At 68.9% G+C, this 14,466-nt stretch carries 14 protein-coding genes; 7 read left to right on the top strand and 7 right to left on the bottom strand.

Annotated features, from left to right (window positions below; translation table 11 throughout):
* Positions 1 to 2: 2 nt before the first annotated feature.
* The 4 genes from E0W80_RS06190 to E0W80_RS06205 all read right to left on the bottom strand — a co-directional run bounded on the left by E0W80_RS06190 (position 3) and on the right by E0W80_RS06205 (position 3,654).
* Positions 3 to 830, bottom strand: a complete 828-nt coding sequence (locus E0W80_RS06190; RefSeq protein ID WP_131491738.1) for an acyl-CoA thioester hydrolase/BAAT C-terminal domain-containing protein — start codon at positions 828 to 830, stop codon at positions 3 to 5.
* Complete coding sequence (locus E0W80_RS06195) at positions 830 to 1,087, bottom strand: hypothetical protein (RefSeq protein ID WP_227991990.1); 258 nt, start codon at positions 1,085 to 1,087, stop codon at positions 830 to 832. The genes E0W80_RS06190 and E0W80_RS06195 overlap by 1 nt, the downstream gene beginning before the upstream one ends.
* 236 nt (positions 1,088 to 1,323) lie before the next feature.
* Complete coding sequence (locus E0W80_RS06200) at positions 1,324 to 2,493, bottom strand: RtcB family protein (RefSeq protein WP_131491740.1); 1,170 nt, start codon at positions 2,491 to 2,493, stop codon at positions 1,324 to 1,326.
* Positions 2,494 to 2,886: 393 nt separating this feature from the next.
* Positions 2,887 to 3,654 carry a siderophore-interacting protein gene (locus tag E0W80_RS06205; protein WP_131491741.1) on the bottom strand — a complete coding sequence of 256 codons (768 nt, stop codon included), beginning with the start codon at positions 3,652 to 3,654 and terminating at the stop codon, positions 2,887 to 2,889.
* 100 nt (positions 3,655 to 3,754) lie between these two features.
* Between E0W80_RS06205 and E0W80_RS06210 the strand changes: the two genes are divergently transcribed.
* Genes E0W80_RS06210 through E0W80_RS06225 form a run of 4 tightly spaced genes read left to right on the top strand, consistent with a single transcriptional unit; the run spans position 3,755 to position 7,573 of the window.
* The gene (locus tag E0W80_RS06210) at positions 3,755 to 4,750 is read left to right on the top strand and encodes an ABC transporter substrate-binding protein (RefSeq protein WP_131491742.1); all 996 of its coding nucleotides are present in this window, start codon (positions 3,755 to 3,757) and stop codon (positions 4,748 to 4,750) included.
* 48 nt (positions 4,751 to 4,798) lie between these two features.
* Positions 4,799 to 5,785 (top strand): iron chelate uptake ABC transporter family permease subunit, encoded by a 987-nt coding sequence (locus E0W80_RS06215; RefSeq protein WP_131491743.1) that lies wholly within the window; start codon positions 4,799 to 4,801, stop codon positions 5,783 to 5,785.
* A gap of 7 nt (positions 5,786 to 5,792) precedes the next feature.
* Positions 5,793 to 6,821, top strand: a complete 1,029-nt coding sequence (locus E0W80_RS06220) for an iron chelate uptake ABC transporter family permease subunit (RefSeq protein WP_131491852.1) — start codon at positions 5,793 to 5,795, stop codon at positions 6,819 to 6,821.
* On the top strand, positions 6,818 to 7,573 hold the full coding sequence (locus E0W80_RS06225) for an ATP-binding cassette domain-containing protein (protein ID WP_131491744.1): 756 nt from the start codon (positions 6,818 to 6,820) through the stop codon (positions 7,571 to 7,573). Before E0W80_RS06220 ends, E0W80_RS06225 begins: the two co-directional genes overlap by 4 nt.
* An 18-nt stretch (positions 7,574 to 7,591) precedes the next feature.
* On the opposite strand, the gene E0W80_RS06230 is transcribed toward E0W80_RS06225, so the two are convergent.
* From E0W80_RS06230 to E0W80_RS06240, 3 genes are read right to left on the bottom strand one after another with little or no spacing between them, the layout of a single operon-like run.
* Positions 7,592 to 7,789, bottom strand: a complete 198-nt coding sequence (locus E0W80_RS06230) for a hypothetical protein (protein WP_047520535.1) — start codon at positions 7,787 to 7,789, stop codon at positions 7,592 to 7,594.
* 22 nt (positions 7,790 to 7,811) lie between these two features.
* On the bottom strand, positions 7,812 to 8,771 hold the full coding sequence (locus tag E0W80_RS06235; RefSeq protein WP_131491745.1) for a DNA-3-methyladenine glycosylase 2 family protein: 960 nt from the start codon (positions 8,769 to 8,771) through the stop codon (positions 7,812 to 7,814).
* 43 nt (positions 8,772 to 8,814) lie between these two features.
* Positions 8,815 to 9,522 (bottom strand): winged helix-turn-helix domain-containing protein, encoded by a 708-nt coding sequence (locus tag E0W80_RS06240; protein WP_131491746.1) that lies wholly within the window; start codon positions 9,520 to 9,522, stop codon positions 8,815 to 8,817.
* Between the two features lie 333 nt (positions 9,523 to 9,855).
* Between E0W80_RS06240 and E0W80_RS06245 the strand changes: the two genes are divergently transcribed.
* The 3 genes from E0W80_RS06245 (at position 9,856) to E0W80_RS06255 (ending at position 14,446) form a co-directional block, all read left to right on the top strand.
* Positions 9,856 to 10,164 (top strand): GNAT family N-acetyltransferase, encoded by a 309-nt coding sequence (locus tag E0W80_RS06245; RefSeq protein WP_047520540.1) that lies wholly within the window; start codon positions 9,856 to 9,858, stop codon positions 10,162 to 10,164.
* A 112-nt stretch (positions 10,165 to 10,276) separates the two neighbouring features.
* Positions 10,277 to 11,446, top strand: coding sequence for an exonuclease SbcCD subunit D (locus E0W80_RS06250; protein ID WP_131491747.1), 1,170 nt, complete (start codon positions 10,277 to 10,279; stop codon positions 11,444 to 11,446).
* Positions 11,447 to 14,446, top strand: coding sequence for an SMC family ATPase (locus E0W80_RS06255; RefSeq protein ID WP_131491748.1), 3,000 nt, complete (start codon positions 11,447 to 11,449; stop codon positions 14,444 to 14,446).
* Positions 14,447 to 14,466: the final 20 nt, after the last annotated feature.

The raw sequence follows: 14,466 nt of genomic DNA on the forward strand, positions 1-14,466 counted from the left end.
CGTCACTCGCGCAGATCGAGCGCCCGGGCGATCGCCGTCCAGGCGTCGGCGCCGAGGGCCGCATCGGCGGATGGTGTGCCGCCCCGACCCATGGTCACACCGCCGTGGACGGCCGTCTCGCCGGGAAGGGTGATGCGGTGTCCGGCCTCGGGGTGGGTGACGAGGGTCGTCTCTCTGGCGTGCAACGAGCGGCGACGCTGGATCTCGGCCGCAAATCGGTCGCTTGGCCAGACGCGGTCGTCTCCGCCGGCGACGAGGATGACCGGACCGGTGATGCCCTCGACCCGGATCTCCGCCGCGCGGGTGAGATCGGGATCGCGGGCGAGGCTGGATTCGTAGAGCGAGCGATACTCGGGCGGTTCGGTCGTCGGGGACCACGACGGATCGAACCCCACGGAGGGAAGCGGAGTGCCACGAAGGCTCCAGTGCGACGACCAGTTGCCGTCGACGATGCCCGACCAGACGACGGATGACGGCGCGACCGCGACGGTGGCGTCGACCGGGTGCAGCGACGCGGTGACGAGTGCCGCTTCTGCTCCGAACGACGTGCCGAAGATCGCGACGCGATCCGCATCACGGCGGAGCAGATCCAACTGGTCGACGAAGATCTCGATCGGTACCTCGTGCGGAGCGGGGCGCTGGCCCGTGCCGCCGAACCAGCGGATGGCGCGGACCCGGGCCCCGTGCCGCGCGAGCAGGTCGGCCCGCTGAGCCTCCACACGTCCGCTGGATCCGGCGAGGAGCAGGACCGCGGTGCCGCAGGGAGCCTCTGGAAAGGCGTCGTGCCGGTCGGCGGGGTCGACCGAGGTGCGGGGAAGCTTCGTCGTCATCACTCGCGATCGAGCCCGAACGTGCGCTTCACGATGGCCTGGACGTCGCGGTCGAGGGCATCGATGCGGGTGTTCACGGTGTCGAATCGGGCGTTCATCTCGGTGCGCAGACCGCCGAGCTGTCCGTTCATCTCGGTGCGCAGGCCAGCGATCTCGCTGCGGACGATCCGGACGAACAGGGTCGAGACGACCGTGAGGGTGCTGAACATCAGCACGGTGAACGATCCGATCATGGTCCAGATCTGTGCGTCATTCATGAATCCCACTCCGTCATCGTCGCATCGATCCGGCAAGCCTGCCAGAGTGCGGGAGGCGAAGATATCGGCTACTCACGAACGGCGGACAACTGGTTTGCATGCCGTTCGGTGGAGGAAACGTCAGTCCCCGCCCTGGGGGGTGTGCAGGAACTCGATCCGGATGCCGTCGGCATCTTCGACGGAGGCGAGGTGCTGCCACCCGACCGGGCGGTGGGGTTCCCACCGCCCGGTCCTGTTCAGTCGCCCTTCACGTTGACGATCTGCCGCAGCGTGTGCCGGATCGATACGAGGCTCGCGGCATCCGCCATCACCTGGTCGATCGGCTTGTACGCCTGGGGGATCTCATCGATGAAGGCATCCGTGTCACGGAACTCGATTCCCGTCATCGCTGCCCGCAGCTGCTCGTGGGTGAAGGTCCGCCGTGCTGCCGACCGGGAGTACTCCCGCCCGGCACCGTGCGGAGAGGAGTTCAGCGACTGCGGGTCGCCGAGCCCCTCGACCACGTACGAGGCGGTGCCCATCGACCCGGGGATCAGTCCTGGTCGCCCGGCGTCCGCCTGGATGGCACCCTTCCGCGACACCCACACCTGCGCGCCGTAGTGCTTCTCCGACTCCGTGAAGTTGTGGTGGCAGTTGATGCGCTCCTGCTCGTCGACCGCGGTGCCGAGGAATTCCGAGACCTGGCGCATGACGCGGTCCATCATCTCCTCCCGGTTCAGCAGGGCGAAGTGCTGGGCCCACCGCAGTTCCCGGATGTAGCGGGTGAACTCCGCGGTCCCCTCGACCAGGTAGGCCAGGTCGGGGTCGGGGAGGTCGATCCACCACTGCTTCGCCAGCCGCTGGGCGACGCCGATGTGGTGTCCGGCGATCTTGTTGCCGACGCCTCGCGATCCCGAGTGCAGGAACAGCCAGACCCGGTCGAGTTCGTCGACCGACACCTCGATGAAGTGGTTGCCCGAGCCGAGCGTCCCCAGCTGCAGCCGCCAGTTCCCGGCGTACTGGGCGGGATCGAAGCCGCTCTTCTCGGCGAGCTGCTCGAGCTCGGCGATGCGCGGTTCGGCGGTGGCCACGACCTTGCGGTTGTAGCGTCCGGCCGATAGGGGGATGGCGCGCTCGATCTGCTCCCGGAGTCCTGCGAGGTCATGACCTGCGAGGTCGTTCTCGGTGAACTGGGTGCGAACGGCGATCATGCCGCAGCCGATGTCGACGCCGACGGCCGCGGGGATGATCGCGCCGAGCGTCGGGATGACCGAGCCGACCGTCGCCCCCTTGCCGAGGTGGGCATCCGGCATCAGTGCCAGGTGCGGGTGGATGAACGGCATGCGGGCCGTGGTGTGCGCCTGAGCGAGTGTCTTCTCGTCGATCAGTGACGCCCACGACAGCAGCCGTGCGGAGAGCCTCTCCATGATTCCTTTCCTTGTGGTGGTTTCCGGCCACAGGTCAGGGGGTCTTCCACGGAAAACGCCCCGGACCTGACGGTACGGGGCGTTGTGAGAGCGGGTGCTGTCACACGGCGCGTGCCGGAGGGTACGACTCGTAGCGGTCATTGCGCTTCTGCTGAAGCTGCAACACCGCTGCGATGGGGAGGTTCCGCTGCGCGGTCATCCGTCGACTCCTCGGCTGGTGTGCTGCGCCGAATGGCACAGCTTTGCCACCCTAGGGTGCGACACGCCCGGGAGTCAAGCGGCACCGACCGCGCCGGAAGGCGAAAACCCAGACCAGCGCCGGGAGCTCCGGTGTGTCGAACCACGACCCGCCGCGAACACGTCGGCTGGTCCGGGCTTTCGCCGGGGGAAGGGTCAGTGTGGCGCGTGGTACTCGGCCTCGCCGCGCTTCCAGTACCCCTTCACGACGGCCTTCGCCGTGTCGACGCCCCAGCGTTCGAGCAGTGCCCTGCCCGGCTTGACGATCGACTGCTCCGCGGCGATGAACACGAACGGGTCGTCTCCGACGGCGTCGTCCGCGGTCAGAGTCTCGAGGAAGGCGATGAGTGCGGAACCGGAGGGGGCTTCGCCGCGATGCAGCCACTCGATGTCGACCGGTGCATCGATCTCCAACTCGCGTCCCTGGTTCACGGTCTCCACCACGATGCGGGCCGGGGTGCCTGCCGGGATCAGCGCGGCGAAGCGTCGGATGGCGGGGATCGCGGTCTCGTCGCCGACCAGCAGCCAGGAGCCAGGGTCGCCGGCCAGCACGGCTGACCCGCGCGGACCGCCGACACCGATCCGGGAGCCGAGCGGTGCCGTCGCCGCCCAGGGGGCCGCGACGCCCTGATCTCCGTGCACCGCGAACTCGACATCGAGCCAGTCGTCACCCCAGGCGAGCGGCGTGTACTCGCGGCTCGGCGAGGCGCGGAGTTCCTCGACCGAGTCCGTGGGGCCGGAGGGGAAGAAAAGCCGCATGTGGTCGTCGGCGCCCGGCGAATCGAAGCCGGCGAGGTCCGAGCCGGTCAGCCGCACGCGGACGAAATCCGGCGCGAGCCATTCCCGGGCACTCAGTGCGACGTGGCGGAAGCGCAGCTCCAGGCCACGACGTTCGATCGAGAATCCGGATTTCGTGTTGCTCATAAAGTAAGGCTAACCTAAAACTGTCGAGGGAAGGTTGCCCTAACCTCGCCATCCGGCGCCCGTCGTGTGCGCATCGATCCCGCAGAACAGGAGTCTCTCCATGTCCGTGCCCAGAACCCTCACCGCCACGAGCGTCGCGCTCGTCGGTCTTCTCGCCCTCGCCGGCTGCGCATCCGGCGGTTCGGCGGAATCGGAGAACAACGAACCCGCAGCCGCGACCGTCACGGTCGAGGACAACACCGGCACGCACGAGATCGCGACACCTCCCACCTCCGTCGTGGCTCTCGACAACCGCACCTTCCAGACACTGTCCGACTGGGGCGTCGAGCTCTCGGCCGGAGCCGTCGCGCTCATGCCCGAGACCGTGTCGTACGTGAAGGACGACGGCATCGTCGACATCGGACTGCACAGCGAGCCCGACCTCGAGGCCATCGTCGCCGTGGAGCCCGACCTGATCATCAGCGGCCAGCGGTTCACGCAGCACAACACCGCGATCGCCGACCTCGTGCCCGATGCGACGATCGTCGACCTCGAGCCGCGCGAGGGAGAGCCCTTCGACGAGGAGCTCAAGCGCCAGGTCACCGTGCTCGGAGAGATCTTCGGCAAGCAGGACGAGGCCGCGAAGCTCGTCGAGGACTTCGACGCCGCTGCCGAGCGCGCGAAGGCCGCGTACGACGACGCCGACACCGTCATGGCAGTCAACACCTCGGGCGGCGAGATCGGCTACCTCGCCCCGACCGTTGGCCGCTCGCTCGGCCCGATCTACGACCTTCTCGGGCTCACCCCGGCGCTTCAGGTCGACGACGCGACCGATGACCACCAGGGCGATGAGATCTCCGTCGAGGCGATCGCCGCGTCGGACCCCGACTGGATCCTCGTGCTCGACCGCGACGCCGTGTTCGCTGCCGAAACCCCGGACTACGTGCAGGCTGCGGAGATCCTCGAGAGCTCCGAGGCCCTCGCCGGCGTCACGGCCGTGAAGGAGAAGCAGCTCGTCTACATGCCCACCGACACGTACCTGAACGAGGGCATCCAGACCTACACGTCGTTCCTCAACGACTTCGCAGACGCCCTCGAGAAGAGCGCGAAGAACTGAGGTACTGCGGCGGCATCCGGATGATCCGGGTGCCGCCGCACGGTCATCATGGTCTCCACCGACATCACCCAGCCGCCCCGCCACGCCGGGCGGCTCTTCGACGTGAAACTGCTCATCGGCGTGCTCGTCGTCGCGGTGCTCCTCGTGATCTCGCTCTTCACGGGCGTCTACGACATCGCCGGGGCGGACGACGGCGCGCAGATGTTCCAGATCACGCGCGTCCCCCGCACGATCGCCCTCGTCCTCGCCGGCGCCGCAATGGCCATGGCGGGCCTCGTGATGCAATTGCTCACGCAGAACCGCTTCGTCGAGCCCACGACGACCGGGACCACCGAATGGGCGGGGCTCGGGCTGCTGATGGTCATGATCCTCGTGCCGCAGCCGTCGCTCCCGTTGCGGATGGCCGGTGCGATCCTCGCGGCCTTCGTCGGCACGATGGTGTTCTTCGCGTTCCTCCGTCGGGTCGCCCTCAAGTCCTCGCTCATCGTCCCGATCGTCGGCATCATGCTCGGTGCGGTCGTCGGTGCCCTGTCCACGTATCTCGCCCTGGTCACCAACTCGCTGCAGATCATCGGCGTCTGGTTCGCGGGGAGCTTCACCTCGGTGATGCGCGGTCAGTACGAGATGCTCTGGATCGTGGCGGTCATCGGGGTCGTCGTCTTCATCGTCGCCGATCGGCTGACCATCGCCGGACTCGGGGAGGAGGTCGCCACGAACGTCGGTGTGAACTACAACCGGATCATCCTGCTCGGCACGGTGCTCATCGCGGTGACCACCGGTGTCGTGACGGTCGTCGTCGGCAATCTTCCTTTCCTGGGGCTGATCGTGCCGAACATCGTCTCGATGGTGCGCGGTGACGATCTGCGCAGCAATCTGCCGTGGGTGTGCCTGCTCGGCATCGCGATCGTCACGGTGTGCGACATCATCGGCCGCACCATCATCATGCCGTTCGAGGTCCCGGTGTCGTTGATCCTCGGGGTCGTCGGCGCGGTGGTGTTCGTGCTCCTCCTGCTGAGGCAGCGTCGACGTGGCTAGCGCGGTGATGACACCGACGACGACGGGCGGCCCGGTGCGATCGGCCGGCTCGTTCACGACCCCGCGAGCGCGCCGTCGCTACGTCCTCGTCCTCGGCGTGCTCGTCGTCCTCGCCGCCGTCTCCGGCTTCGGGCTGCTGGCATGGGCGAACCCGATGCCGGTCGGCTCCGCAGGATTCTGGCGCATCGCCCAGCACCGCGCGATCGATGTCACCGTGATGGCGCTCGTCGCCGTGTCCCAGGCGATCGCCACGGTGAGCTTCCAGACCGTCACCAACAACCGCATCATCACGCCGTCGATCATGGGCTTCGAGTCGCTGTACCGCGTCGTGCAGACCTCCACCGTCTACCTGTTCGGAGTCGCCGGACTCGTCGCGATCCAGGGCATCGGCCAGTTCGCGATCCAGGTCGTCATCATGGTCGGACTCGCGGTCGCCCTGTACGGATGGCTGCTCTCGGGGCGGTACGGGAACCTGCAGATCATGCTTCTGGTCGGCATCGTGATCGGCGGCGGTCTCGGAGCGGTCGCCACGTTCATGCAGCGTCTGCTCACCCCCAGCGAGTTCGACGTGCTCGCCGCCCGTCTCTTCGGCAACGTCTCGAACGCGGACGCCTCCTACCTGCCGCTCGCGATCCCGCTCGTGATCGTGGCCTCCGCTCTGCTGTGGATCCGATCGCGTCGGCTCAATCTCATGGCCCTGGGTCCGGATGCCGCGCGCTCGCTCGGTGTCGATCATCGGCGCGAGCTGTTCGTCGTGCTGTTCCTCGTCGCCGTGCTGATGGCGACGTCGACCGCGCTGGTCGGGCCGATGACCTTCCTCGGCTTCCTGGTCGCCACGCTCGCCTACCAGTTCGCCGACACGCATGACCATCGGCTGATCTTCCCCGTCGCGGTGCTCACCGCCTTCACGATCCTCGCGGGGGCGTACTTCGTGATGAAGAACGTGTTCTACGCGCAGGGAATGGTCTCGATCCTGATCGAGCTCGTCGGCGGGACCGTGTTCCTCATCGTCATCCTCAGAAAGGGCAGACTGTGATCGCTCTCGACGGCGTCCGCCGGGACTACAGCAGCGAGGTCGCGATCGGTCCGGTCGACCTCGAGATCCCGACCGGCGGCATCACCGCGCTGATCGGACCCAACGGCGCAGGCAAGTCGACGCTGCTCACGATGATCGGCCGGCTGAACGGGATGGATGCGGGGGCCATCGAGATCGCGGGGCTCGATGTGGCCTCGACGAAGTCGAAGGACCTGGCGAAGGTCGTGTCGATCCTGCGTCAGGAGAACCACTTCGTCACGCGACTCACCGTGCGCCAGCTCGTGGGATTCGGCCGGTTCCCGCATTCGAAGGGACGGCTGAACCGGGCCGACGAGGAGATCATCAGCCAGGCCATCGACTTCCTCGACCTGGGCCCGCTGGAGGGGCGGTACCTCGACGAGCTCTCCGGAGGGCAGCGTCAGCGCGCCTACGTGGCGATGGTGCTGGCACAGGACACCGAGTTCGTGCTGCTGGACGAACCGCTGAACAACCTCGACATGCGCCACGCGGTGCAGATGATGAAGCACCTGCGACGGGCGGCGGAGGAGCTCGGACGCACGATCGTGATCGTGCTGCACGACATCAACTTCGCGGGGCATTACGCCGACCACATCTGCGCGATGAAGGACGGCGCGGTCGTGGAGTTCGGATCCCCTGCCGCGATCATGACGGATGAGGTGCTGTCACGGGTCTTCGACACCCCCGTGAGTGTGATCGCCGGACCCTCCGGACCGCTCGCGGTGTACTACTGACCTCCGCGCACGAGCTCCTCAGAGCTCGATGCCGTGGTCTTCATCGTTGACGCCGGCGTTGTTCCCGCGCCGCGACTCGTACCCGAGGAACCAGCCCAGCCACACGATGGCGGCGAGAAGAACGCCCAGCCACACATTCTGGAAGATGAGCCCGACCACCACGCCGACGATCAACAGGCCGACGGTGATGGAGATACGGATCGCTCTGCGGGACATGGCCCCAGCATAGGCGGCGGAGTCAGCGGTCGCGATGGTTCTCGGGTGCGAGGCGAGGGCCTCGGCGCGGCTCGTGCACCCCGCTGGCGGCGATGAGGCGGACCGCTCGCTGCCGTTGCCCTGCCCAGGGAGCGAGGAGCTCGAGCATCCCGGCGTCATCGGTGCGCGTGCCGGTGAGGGCGTAGCCGATCTCGTGGGCGAGGTGGTAGTCGCCGACGCTGACGGCATCGGTGTCGCCGAGCGCGCGGGCCCGGGTCTCCGCCGAGGTCCACACCCCGACGCCGGGAAGGCTCGTGAGAACGCGGTCGCGCGCCGTGCCGTCCGGGGCGGTCCGCACGGCGTGGGCGATGCGATCGCCTCGTTCCGCGGCGCGCACGAGGGTCCGGGACTGTGGGGGCTCGACCCCGGCGCGGTGCCACGCCCAGGAGGGGATGCGGTGCCACTGTGCGGCGGTGGGCGCGGTGAACATCGGTCGGGGCGTCGGACCGGGGGCGCGCTCGCCGAAGCGGGAGACGAGCCAACGCCACGCTCCGAACGCCTGCATGCCGGTGACCTTCTGCTCGATGATCGCGCATGCCAGCGCGTCGAACACCTCGTCGGTGCGTGTCAGGCGCAGCCCGGGATGGCGATGCGCGGACTCGGCGACGAGAGGGTGATGCGATGCGTCGAACCCCTCGGCGTCGTCGTGGGCTCCACAGAGTGCGGGGACGGCGTCGAGCGCGAAGTCCGTTCCGGGGCCCCAGGCGGTCGCGCGCACCTCGCCACCGATCGTGCGCACCGCCAACGTCGTCGGACCGAGGGGTGTGCGCACCGCCCGCCAGATCACCGATCCGGCGATGACCATGGTCGGGTCGCCCGTGCCACGGCGAAGGAAGCCGAGTGTGCGGCCGAGATCGAGAGGGTGCGATGGGCGGTAGACGGTCTCCCGAGGGGCATCCGATGGCGCGACCTCAGCCGCTGCGGATTGCGCCGTCGATGTCATGCGCCCACCCTACGCGCCGGCCCTGACACCGACTCGCAGACGGTCAGAAGCGGTCGGGCGAGGGGGTTCCGTGTCCGTAGCGGATGACGACGTCGGCGTGCCGGTCGAACCGGTAGCCGATTCCCCGCACCGTGCGGACGATGTCCTCGTAGCGTCCGAGCTTCGCGCGGAGACGACGCACGTGGACGTCGATCGTGCGCTCACCGGGGGTCTCGTCGTCCTGCGCCTGCCACAGAGCAGAGACCAGCTCGCTGCGTTCGATCGTGCGGCCCTCGCGCAGCACGAGGTACTGCAGCAGCTCGAACTCCTTGTAGGTGAAGGCCGCGGACTCCCCGTCGATCAGGACGCGCTTGCGGGAGATGTCGACGGTGACGCCGCTCTCCTCTTCCGCCGTGTCCTCTTCGGCAGCGGCCTTGGTGCGCGCGATGGCGCCCGGCTCCTGCAGGGCTAGGCGGACGACGTCGAGGTCGCGGCCGCCCGAGCCGTGCGGCGCGAGGGCGACCGTGGCGTGCGTCTCCGCACCCGGAGCGAGTTCGGCGAGGGTGCGTCGCAGGGCATCGACGAGCAGCGGCAGGCTCACACCGGCTTCGGCGGCCTTGATCTCGTCGAGCCCCACGTAGAGCGCGAAGCCTCGCGGGGAGCGGACGGCGGGAAGGTCTGCGGTGGCGGAGGGCACCGGTGCGGTGGCCTCGGTACGAGTGCGGATCGCGGCGGTGGTGGCGGGACGCTCGAGAAGTGCGGTGTTCGACATGATGATGAAGTCCTCAGGACGTGAGCCCGGATCGAGGGGGGGCTCTGATGCGTTGCATGAATGACCGGCGGAGCCGGGAAGCGAGCAGAGGGTGGATGCTCGGAGACACTGGCCTCGCAGTTCGCGAGGAATCAGGTCAGGCGGGGTGGCTGTTCGTTCAGCGACACATTCGGCAACACATGCCAACGCGACCGGGCATCATCATCCCGGCAGTCCTGTTCGCCTCCTGGGCGGACAAAGGGCTTGCGTTGGTGGTCATGGGGGGATTATGTCCGATCGTGACGCCCCATGTCAAAACGCCCGGGCGCTCCTGGCGGGCGTAACGTGGATCGAATGACGATCTCGCACACTGTCGGAGGCTTCATCCTGACCGACGAGAAGGACGCGTCCCGCTACACGCTCATGCGCGATGGAAAGCTCGTGAGCGTTCTCGACTACCGCGACGACGGTCACACGATCGCTCTCACCCGCGCGTTCACTATCCCGACTTTCCGCGGCAACGGCTACGCGGGCAAGGTCGTGGAGGGTGCGGTGGCCGACATCGAGGAGCGTGGCGACCGCACGGTGGACGCGGTGTGCTGGTACGTCGCCGATTGGTTCGCCGCGCACCCCGAGCACGCCCCCCTGCTGCGCTCGCGCTGACCGCCGTCGTTTCATGACGTCGTGTTACGGCGGGTTACCGACGGGGTGACGTCATGAACGGGTCGCGGCACGCCTCGGACGGAATGTCCGAGGGGGTTCGTACCGTGTGAGTATGCGAATCCTGCACACCTCCGACTGGCACATCGGCCGCACGTTCCATGGCAACTCGACCATGGACGCGCTGACCGAGGTGCTCGGGGCGCTGACCGAGCAGGTGCGCACGCACTCCGTCGACGTCGTGGTCGTCGCCGGAGACGTCTTCGACTCCGCGACGCCGTCCGGTCCCGCCTACTCGCTCCTCGGCGATGCGCTGGTGGCGCTGGAAGAGGCCGGGGCGCGAGTGATCGTCACGAGCGGAAACCATGACTCGGCCGCGCGACTCGGTTTCCAGGCGCGGCTGCTCCGTGACGGCATCCACGTGCTGACCGATCCGCTCGCCGTCGGGGAGCCCATCACGATCGCGGATGCCGATGGACCGGTTCATTTCTTCGGCATCCCCTACCTCGAGCCGGCCATCGTGCGTCAGCACTGGCCCGAGGGCGACAGCGCGGGCCGCCCGTTGCGCACCCAGGCGCAGACCATGGGGCATGCGATGGACCTCGTCCGTGCGGGCATGGACACGCACGAGGGCCGTGCGGTCGCCATCGCGCACTGCTTCGCCGCAGGGGTCGATGCCACCGCAGGCCTCGAGCGCGAGGTGCGTCAGGGTGGGCTCGACGTCGTGCCCCTCAGCGTGTTCGACGGCCCCGACTACGTGGCGCTCGGGCACATCCACGGTCGCCAGACGCTCAGCGAGCGCGTCCGCTACGCCGGGGCTCCGCTGCACTACAGCTTCGGCGAGCAGCACAAGGCGCGCGGTTCGTGGCTCGTCGACCTCGATGCCCACGGTCTCGCCGCCGTCGAGTGGCTCGAGCTGCCCGTGCCGCGTCGTCTGGTCACGCTCACGGGAACGCTCGACGAGATCCTGGCGCCGGAGATGGTCGCCGAGCATGCGAACGAGTGGGTGTGCGCCGTGTACACCGATGCTCTGCCCCAGGCCGAGCCGATGCGGCGTCTGCGCGAGAGCTACCCCTACTGCGCCATGGTGCAGCACCAGCCCGTGGCCGTCTCCGAGGCGGAGGAGAGGTCGTACTCGCAGCGACTCCGGACCGCGGTGACCGATGTCGACCGGATCGAGGCGTTCCTCGAGCACGTCCGGGCCGGGCACGGCGCCACGGATGCGGAGCGCGACCTGATCCGCGCGGTGCTCGACGAGCGCGTGCGCGCGGAAGCTCTCGTCTAGATGCGCCTCCATCGCCTGGAGATCGAGGGGTTCGGCCCTTTCCGGTCGCGGCAGATCGTGGATTTCGACGCTTTCGGCGACGATGGCATCTTCCTGATCGCCGGGCGGACCGGCGCCGGCAAGTCGAGCATCCTCGATGCCGTCTGCTTCGGTCTCTACGGTGGTGTGCCACGCTACGACGGGGGCGAGAAGCGGCTCCGCAGCGACCACTGCGAGCCCGATGATCCCTCCGAGGTCGTGGTCGAGTTCAGTACTCCGGCCGGTCGGTTCCGCGTGACGCGCTCGCCGGAGTACCTTCGTCCGGCCAAGCGCGGCGGGGGGCTGACGAAGCAGGCCGCAGCGGTGTCACTGGAGGAATGGACGGACGCGGGCTGGGTGGGGCGTGCCGCACGAGCCGTCGACGTCGCCGGCGACCTCGATGAGATCCTGCAGCTGAGCCGCGAGCAGTTCCTGCAGGTGATCCTCCTGGCGCAGAACCGCTTCTCCGAGTTCCTGCTGGCGGGGAGCAGGGATCGCCAGGCGCTGCTTCGCCGCCTCTTCGGCACTCAGCGATTCGAAGACGTGCAGGCCCGTTTCGACGAGCGGCGCCGCCAGGCGGAGCAGACGCTCGGTGCGCGGCTCGCCACCGTCGACGCTCGTGTCGGTGAGGCCGAACGTCTGGTGGACACCGCGGGCCTCTCGGGCGATGCCGACGACGGCACGGCCCCCACGGCGGCGGGGGAGCAGCCGACGGCATCACTGACGATCGATGAGCGTCTCGACGCCCTTCGCCGAGCCCAGGCGCGAGCGGACTACCGTGCCGAGCGGCGGGCCTCCGAACAGGCCGACGCCGAGAAGCGATCGGCCGAGGCCGATGCGGCGCTGGCGACGACGCGTGAGGAGCAGCGCGCACAGCAGGAACGCGACCGTGCACGTGCGGCACTCGCCCGTCTCGAAGCGGATGCGCCGCTGATCGACGAGGCGCGTGCCGAGCTCACGGCTGCGCGTGCTGCCGAGGCGCTGCGCTCGACGATCGCTGCGGCATCACGGGCTCACGAGCTGGTCGACGCTGCCGCGACGGCCGAGGAGCGCGCTCGCGCGGAATGGGACGCCCTCGAGTTCGACGTCGACGGAGACCTCGAGGCGTGGGTGACGGCGCGTACCAAGGAGACCGGGTCCTGGGAGCGGGCGCGTGAGCTCGAGGAACAGGTACCGGCCCTCGACGAAGAACTGCGGATCGCGGTCGCCGCCGTCGACGCAGCGACCGCACGCATCGAGGCCGGGGAAGCGGAGCGCGCCTCGTTGCCCGACGCGGTGGCCGCGCTGAAGGCGGAGCGAGACCAGACCCGGCGCATCGCCGATCGTGCGGACGACCTGAGGATCGCGCGGGAGTCGGCGGACGTGCGTGTCGTGGCGGCGAGGGCAGCCCGGCAACTCCAGGCCGACCAGGCGGCCACGGAGCGCGATCTCACCGCTGCCACCACCGAGCACGCCGCTGCGCAGACCGCGCTCGCGAAGCTCCGTCAGCGTCGCACCGACGGGATGGCCGGCGAACTGGCGTCGAGTCTCCGCCCTGACGACCCCTGCCCGGTCTGCGGCTCTGTCGAGCACCCGAGCCTCGCCACGCACTCCGATCCGGTGTCGCCCGACGACATCGCCGACGCCGAACTCATTCGTGACGCTGCGGCAGAGCGGGAGCGTGAACTCATGTCGGCCGCATCGGCCGTGCAGGCCGAGTTGGCCGCGGTCCTGGCTCGCGCCGACGGAAGGAGCGTCGAGCAGGCCGAGAGGGAGCACGCCGAGGCGACGGCGGCGTACACACGCAGCCTGAGCGCCGTGGAGGAGTTGGAGGCGATCGACGCGAGACTGGCGGCACTGACGGCACGTGTCGAACGGCTCGAGGCCGAGAAGGCGGCAGACGCGGCGGCCCTCGCTCAGGCACGAGAAGACCACGCCGTGCTGCGGCAGCGGGAGGCGCAGGCGCGCGAGTCGATCGCCGAGGCTCGGGGCGACTTCGACACGGTCGCCGCCCGGCTCGCGGACACGGCGACCGCGATCGCCGCCGCCCGTGCTCTCGCTGCGGCGGTCGCGGAACACCGCCGCAGGTCCGAGGCGCTCGTCGCTGCGGAATCCGAGCGAGACACGGCCCTCGCCGACTCGCCTTTCAGCGACGCGGCGGCCGCGGAGGAGGCGCTTCGCTCGTCGGCGGCGCAAGAGGCCCTCGACGCCCGGATCGCGCAGCATGCCGTCCAGCGCGAGAAGGAGCGCGGGATCCTGTTCGATCTGGAACTGCGCACGCTCCCCGAAGAGCCCATCGACCTGGAACCGGCCGAGCAGGCGGCGGAAGCCGCCCGGGCGCTCTGGAAGGGCGCGGTCGATGAGGCGGCCCGCGCTGCAGGTGTCGCCGAGCGACTCGAAGGGTTGATCGAGTCGGCTGCCGCGGAGCATGCGAGGACGACCGCGGAGGCGACCGAATTCGAGCTGCTGCAGAATCTCGCAGACACGATCGCCGGACGCGGAGCGAACACGCACAAGATGACTCTCGAGACCTTCGTCCTCGCCGCCGAACTCGAAGAGATCGTCGAAGCGGCGAACCGGCGGTTGCACGACATGTCGACGGGGCGCTACCAGCTGCGGCATTCGGATGCGCTCGCCGCACGAGGCGCCGCTTCCGGCCTCGGCATCGTGGTCTTCGACGCGTTCACCGGACAGTCCAGGCCGCCGCAGTCCCTCTCGGGTGGGGAGACGTTCCTCACCTCGCTCGCGCTCGCGCTCGGCCTCGCCGAAGTCGTCACCGCGCGAGCCGGCGGCATCCGCTTGGACACGCTCTTCATCGACGAGGGATTCGGCTCGCTCGACGGAGACACTCTCGATGTCGCCATGCGCACCCTCGACGAACTACGACAGGGCGGCAGGACCGTCGGGGTGATCAGCCACGTCGAGGCCATGCAGGAGCAGATCCCGGCGCAGCTCACGGTCCGGGCATTGCCGAACGGTCCCAGCATGATCGAGCCTCGCTGAGGTGGCGCCCGAACGGCGCC

Source organism: Microbacterium sp. PI-1 (genome assembly GCF_004337555.1).
In the GTDB taxonomy this organism is placed as follows: Bacteria; Actinomycetota; Actinomycetes; order Actinomycetales; family Microbacteriaceae; genus Microbacterium; species Microbacterium aurugineum.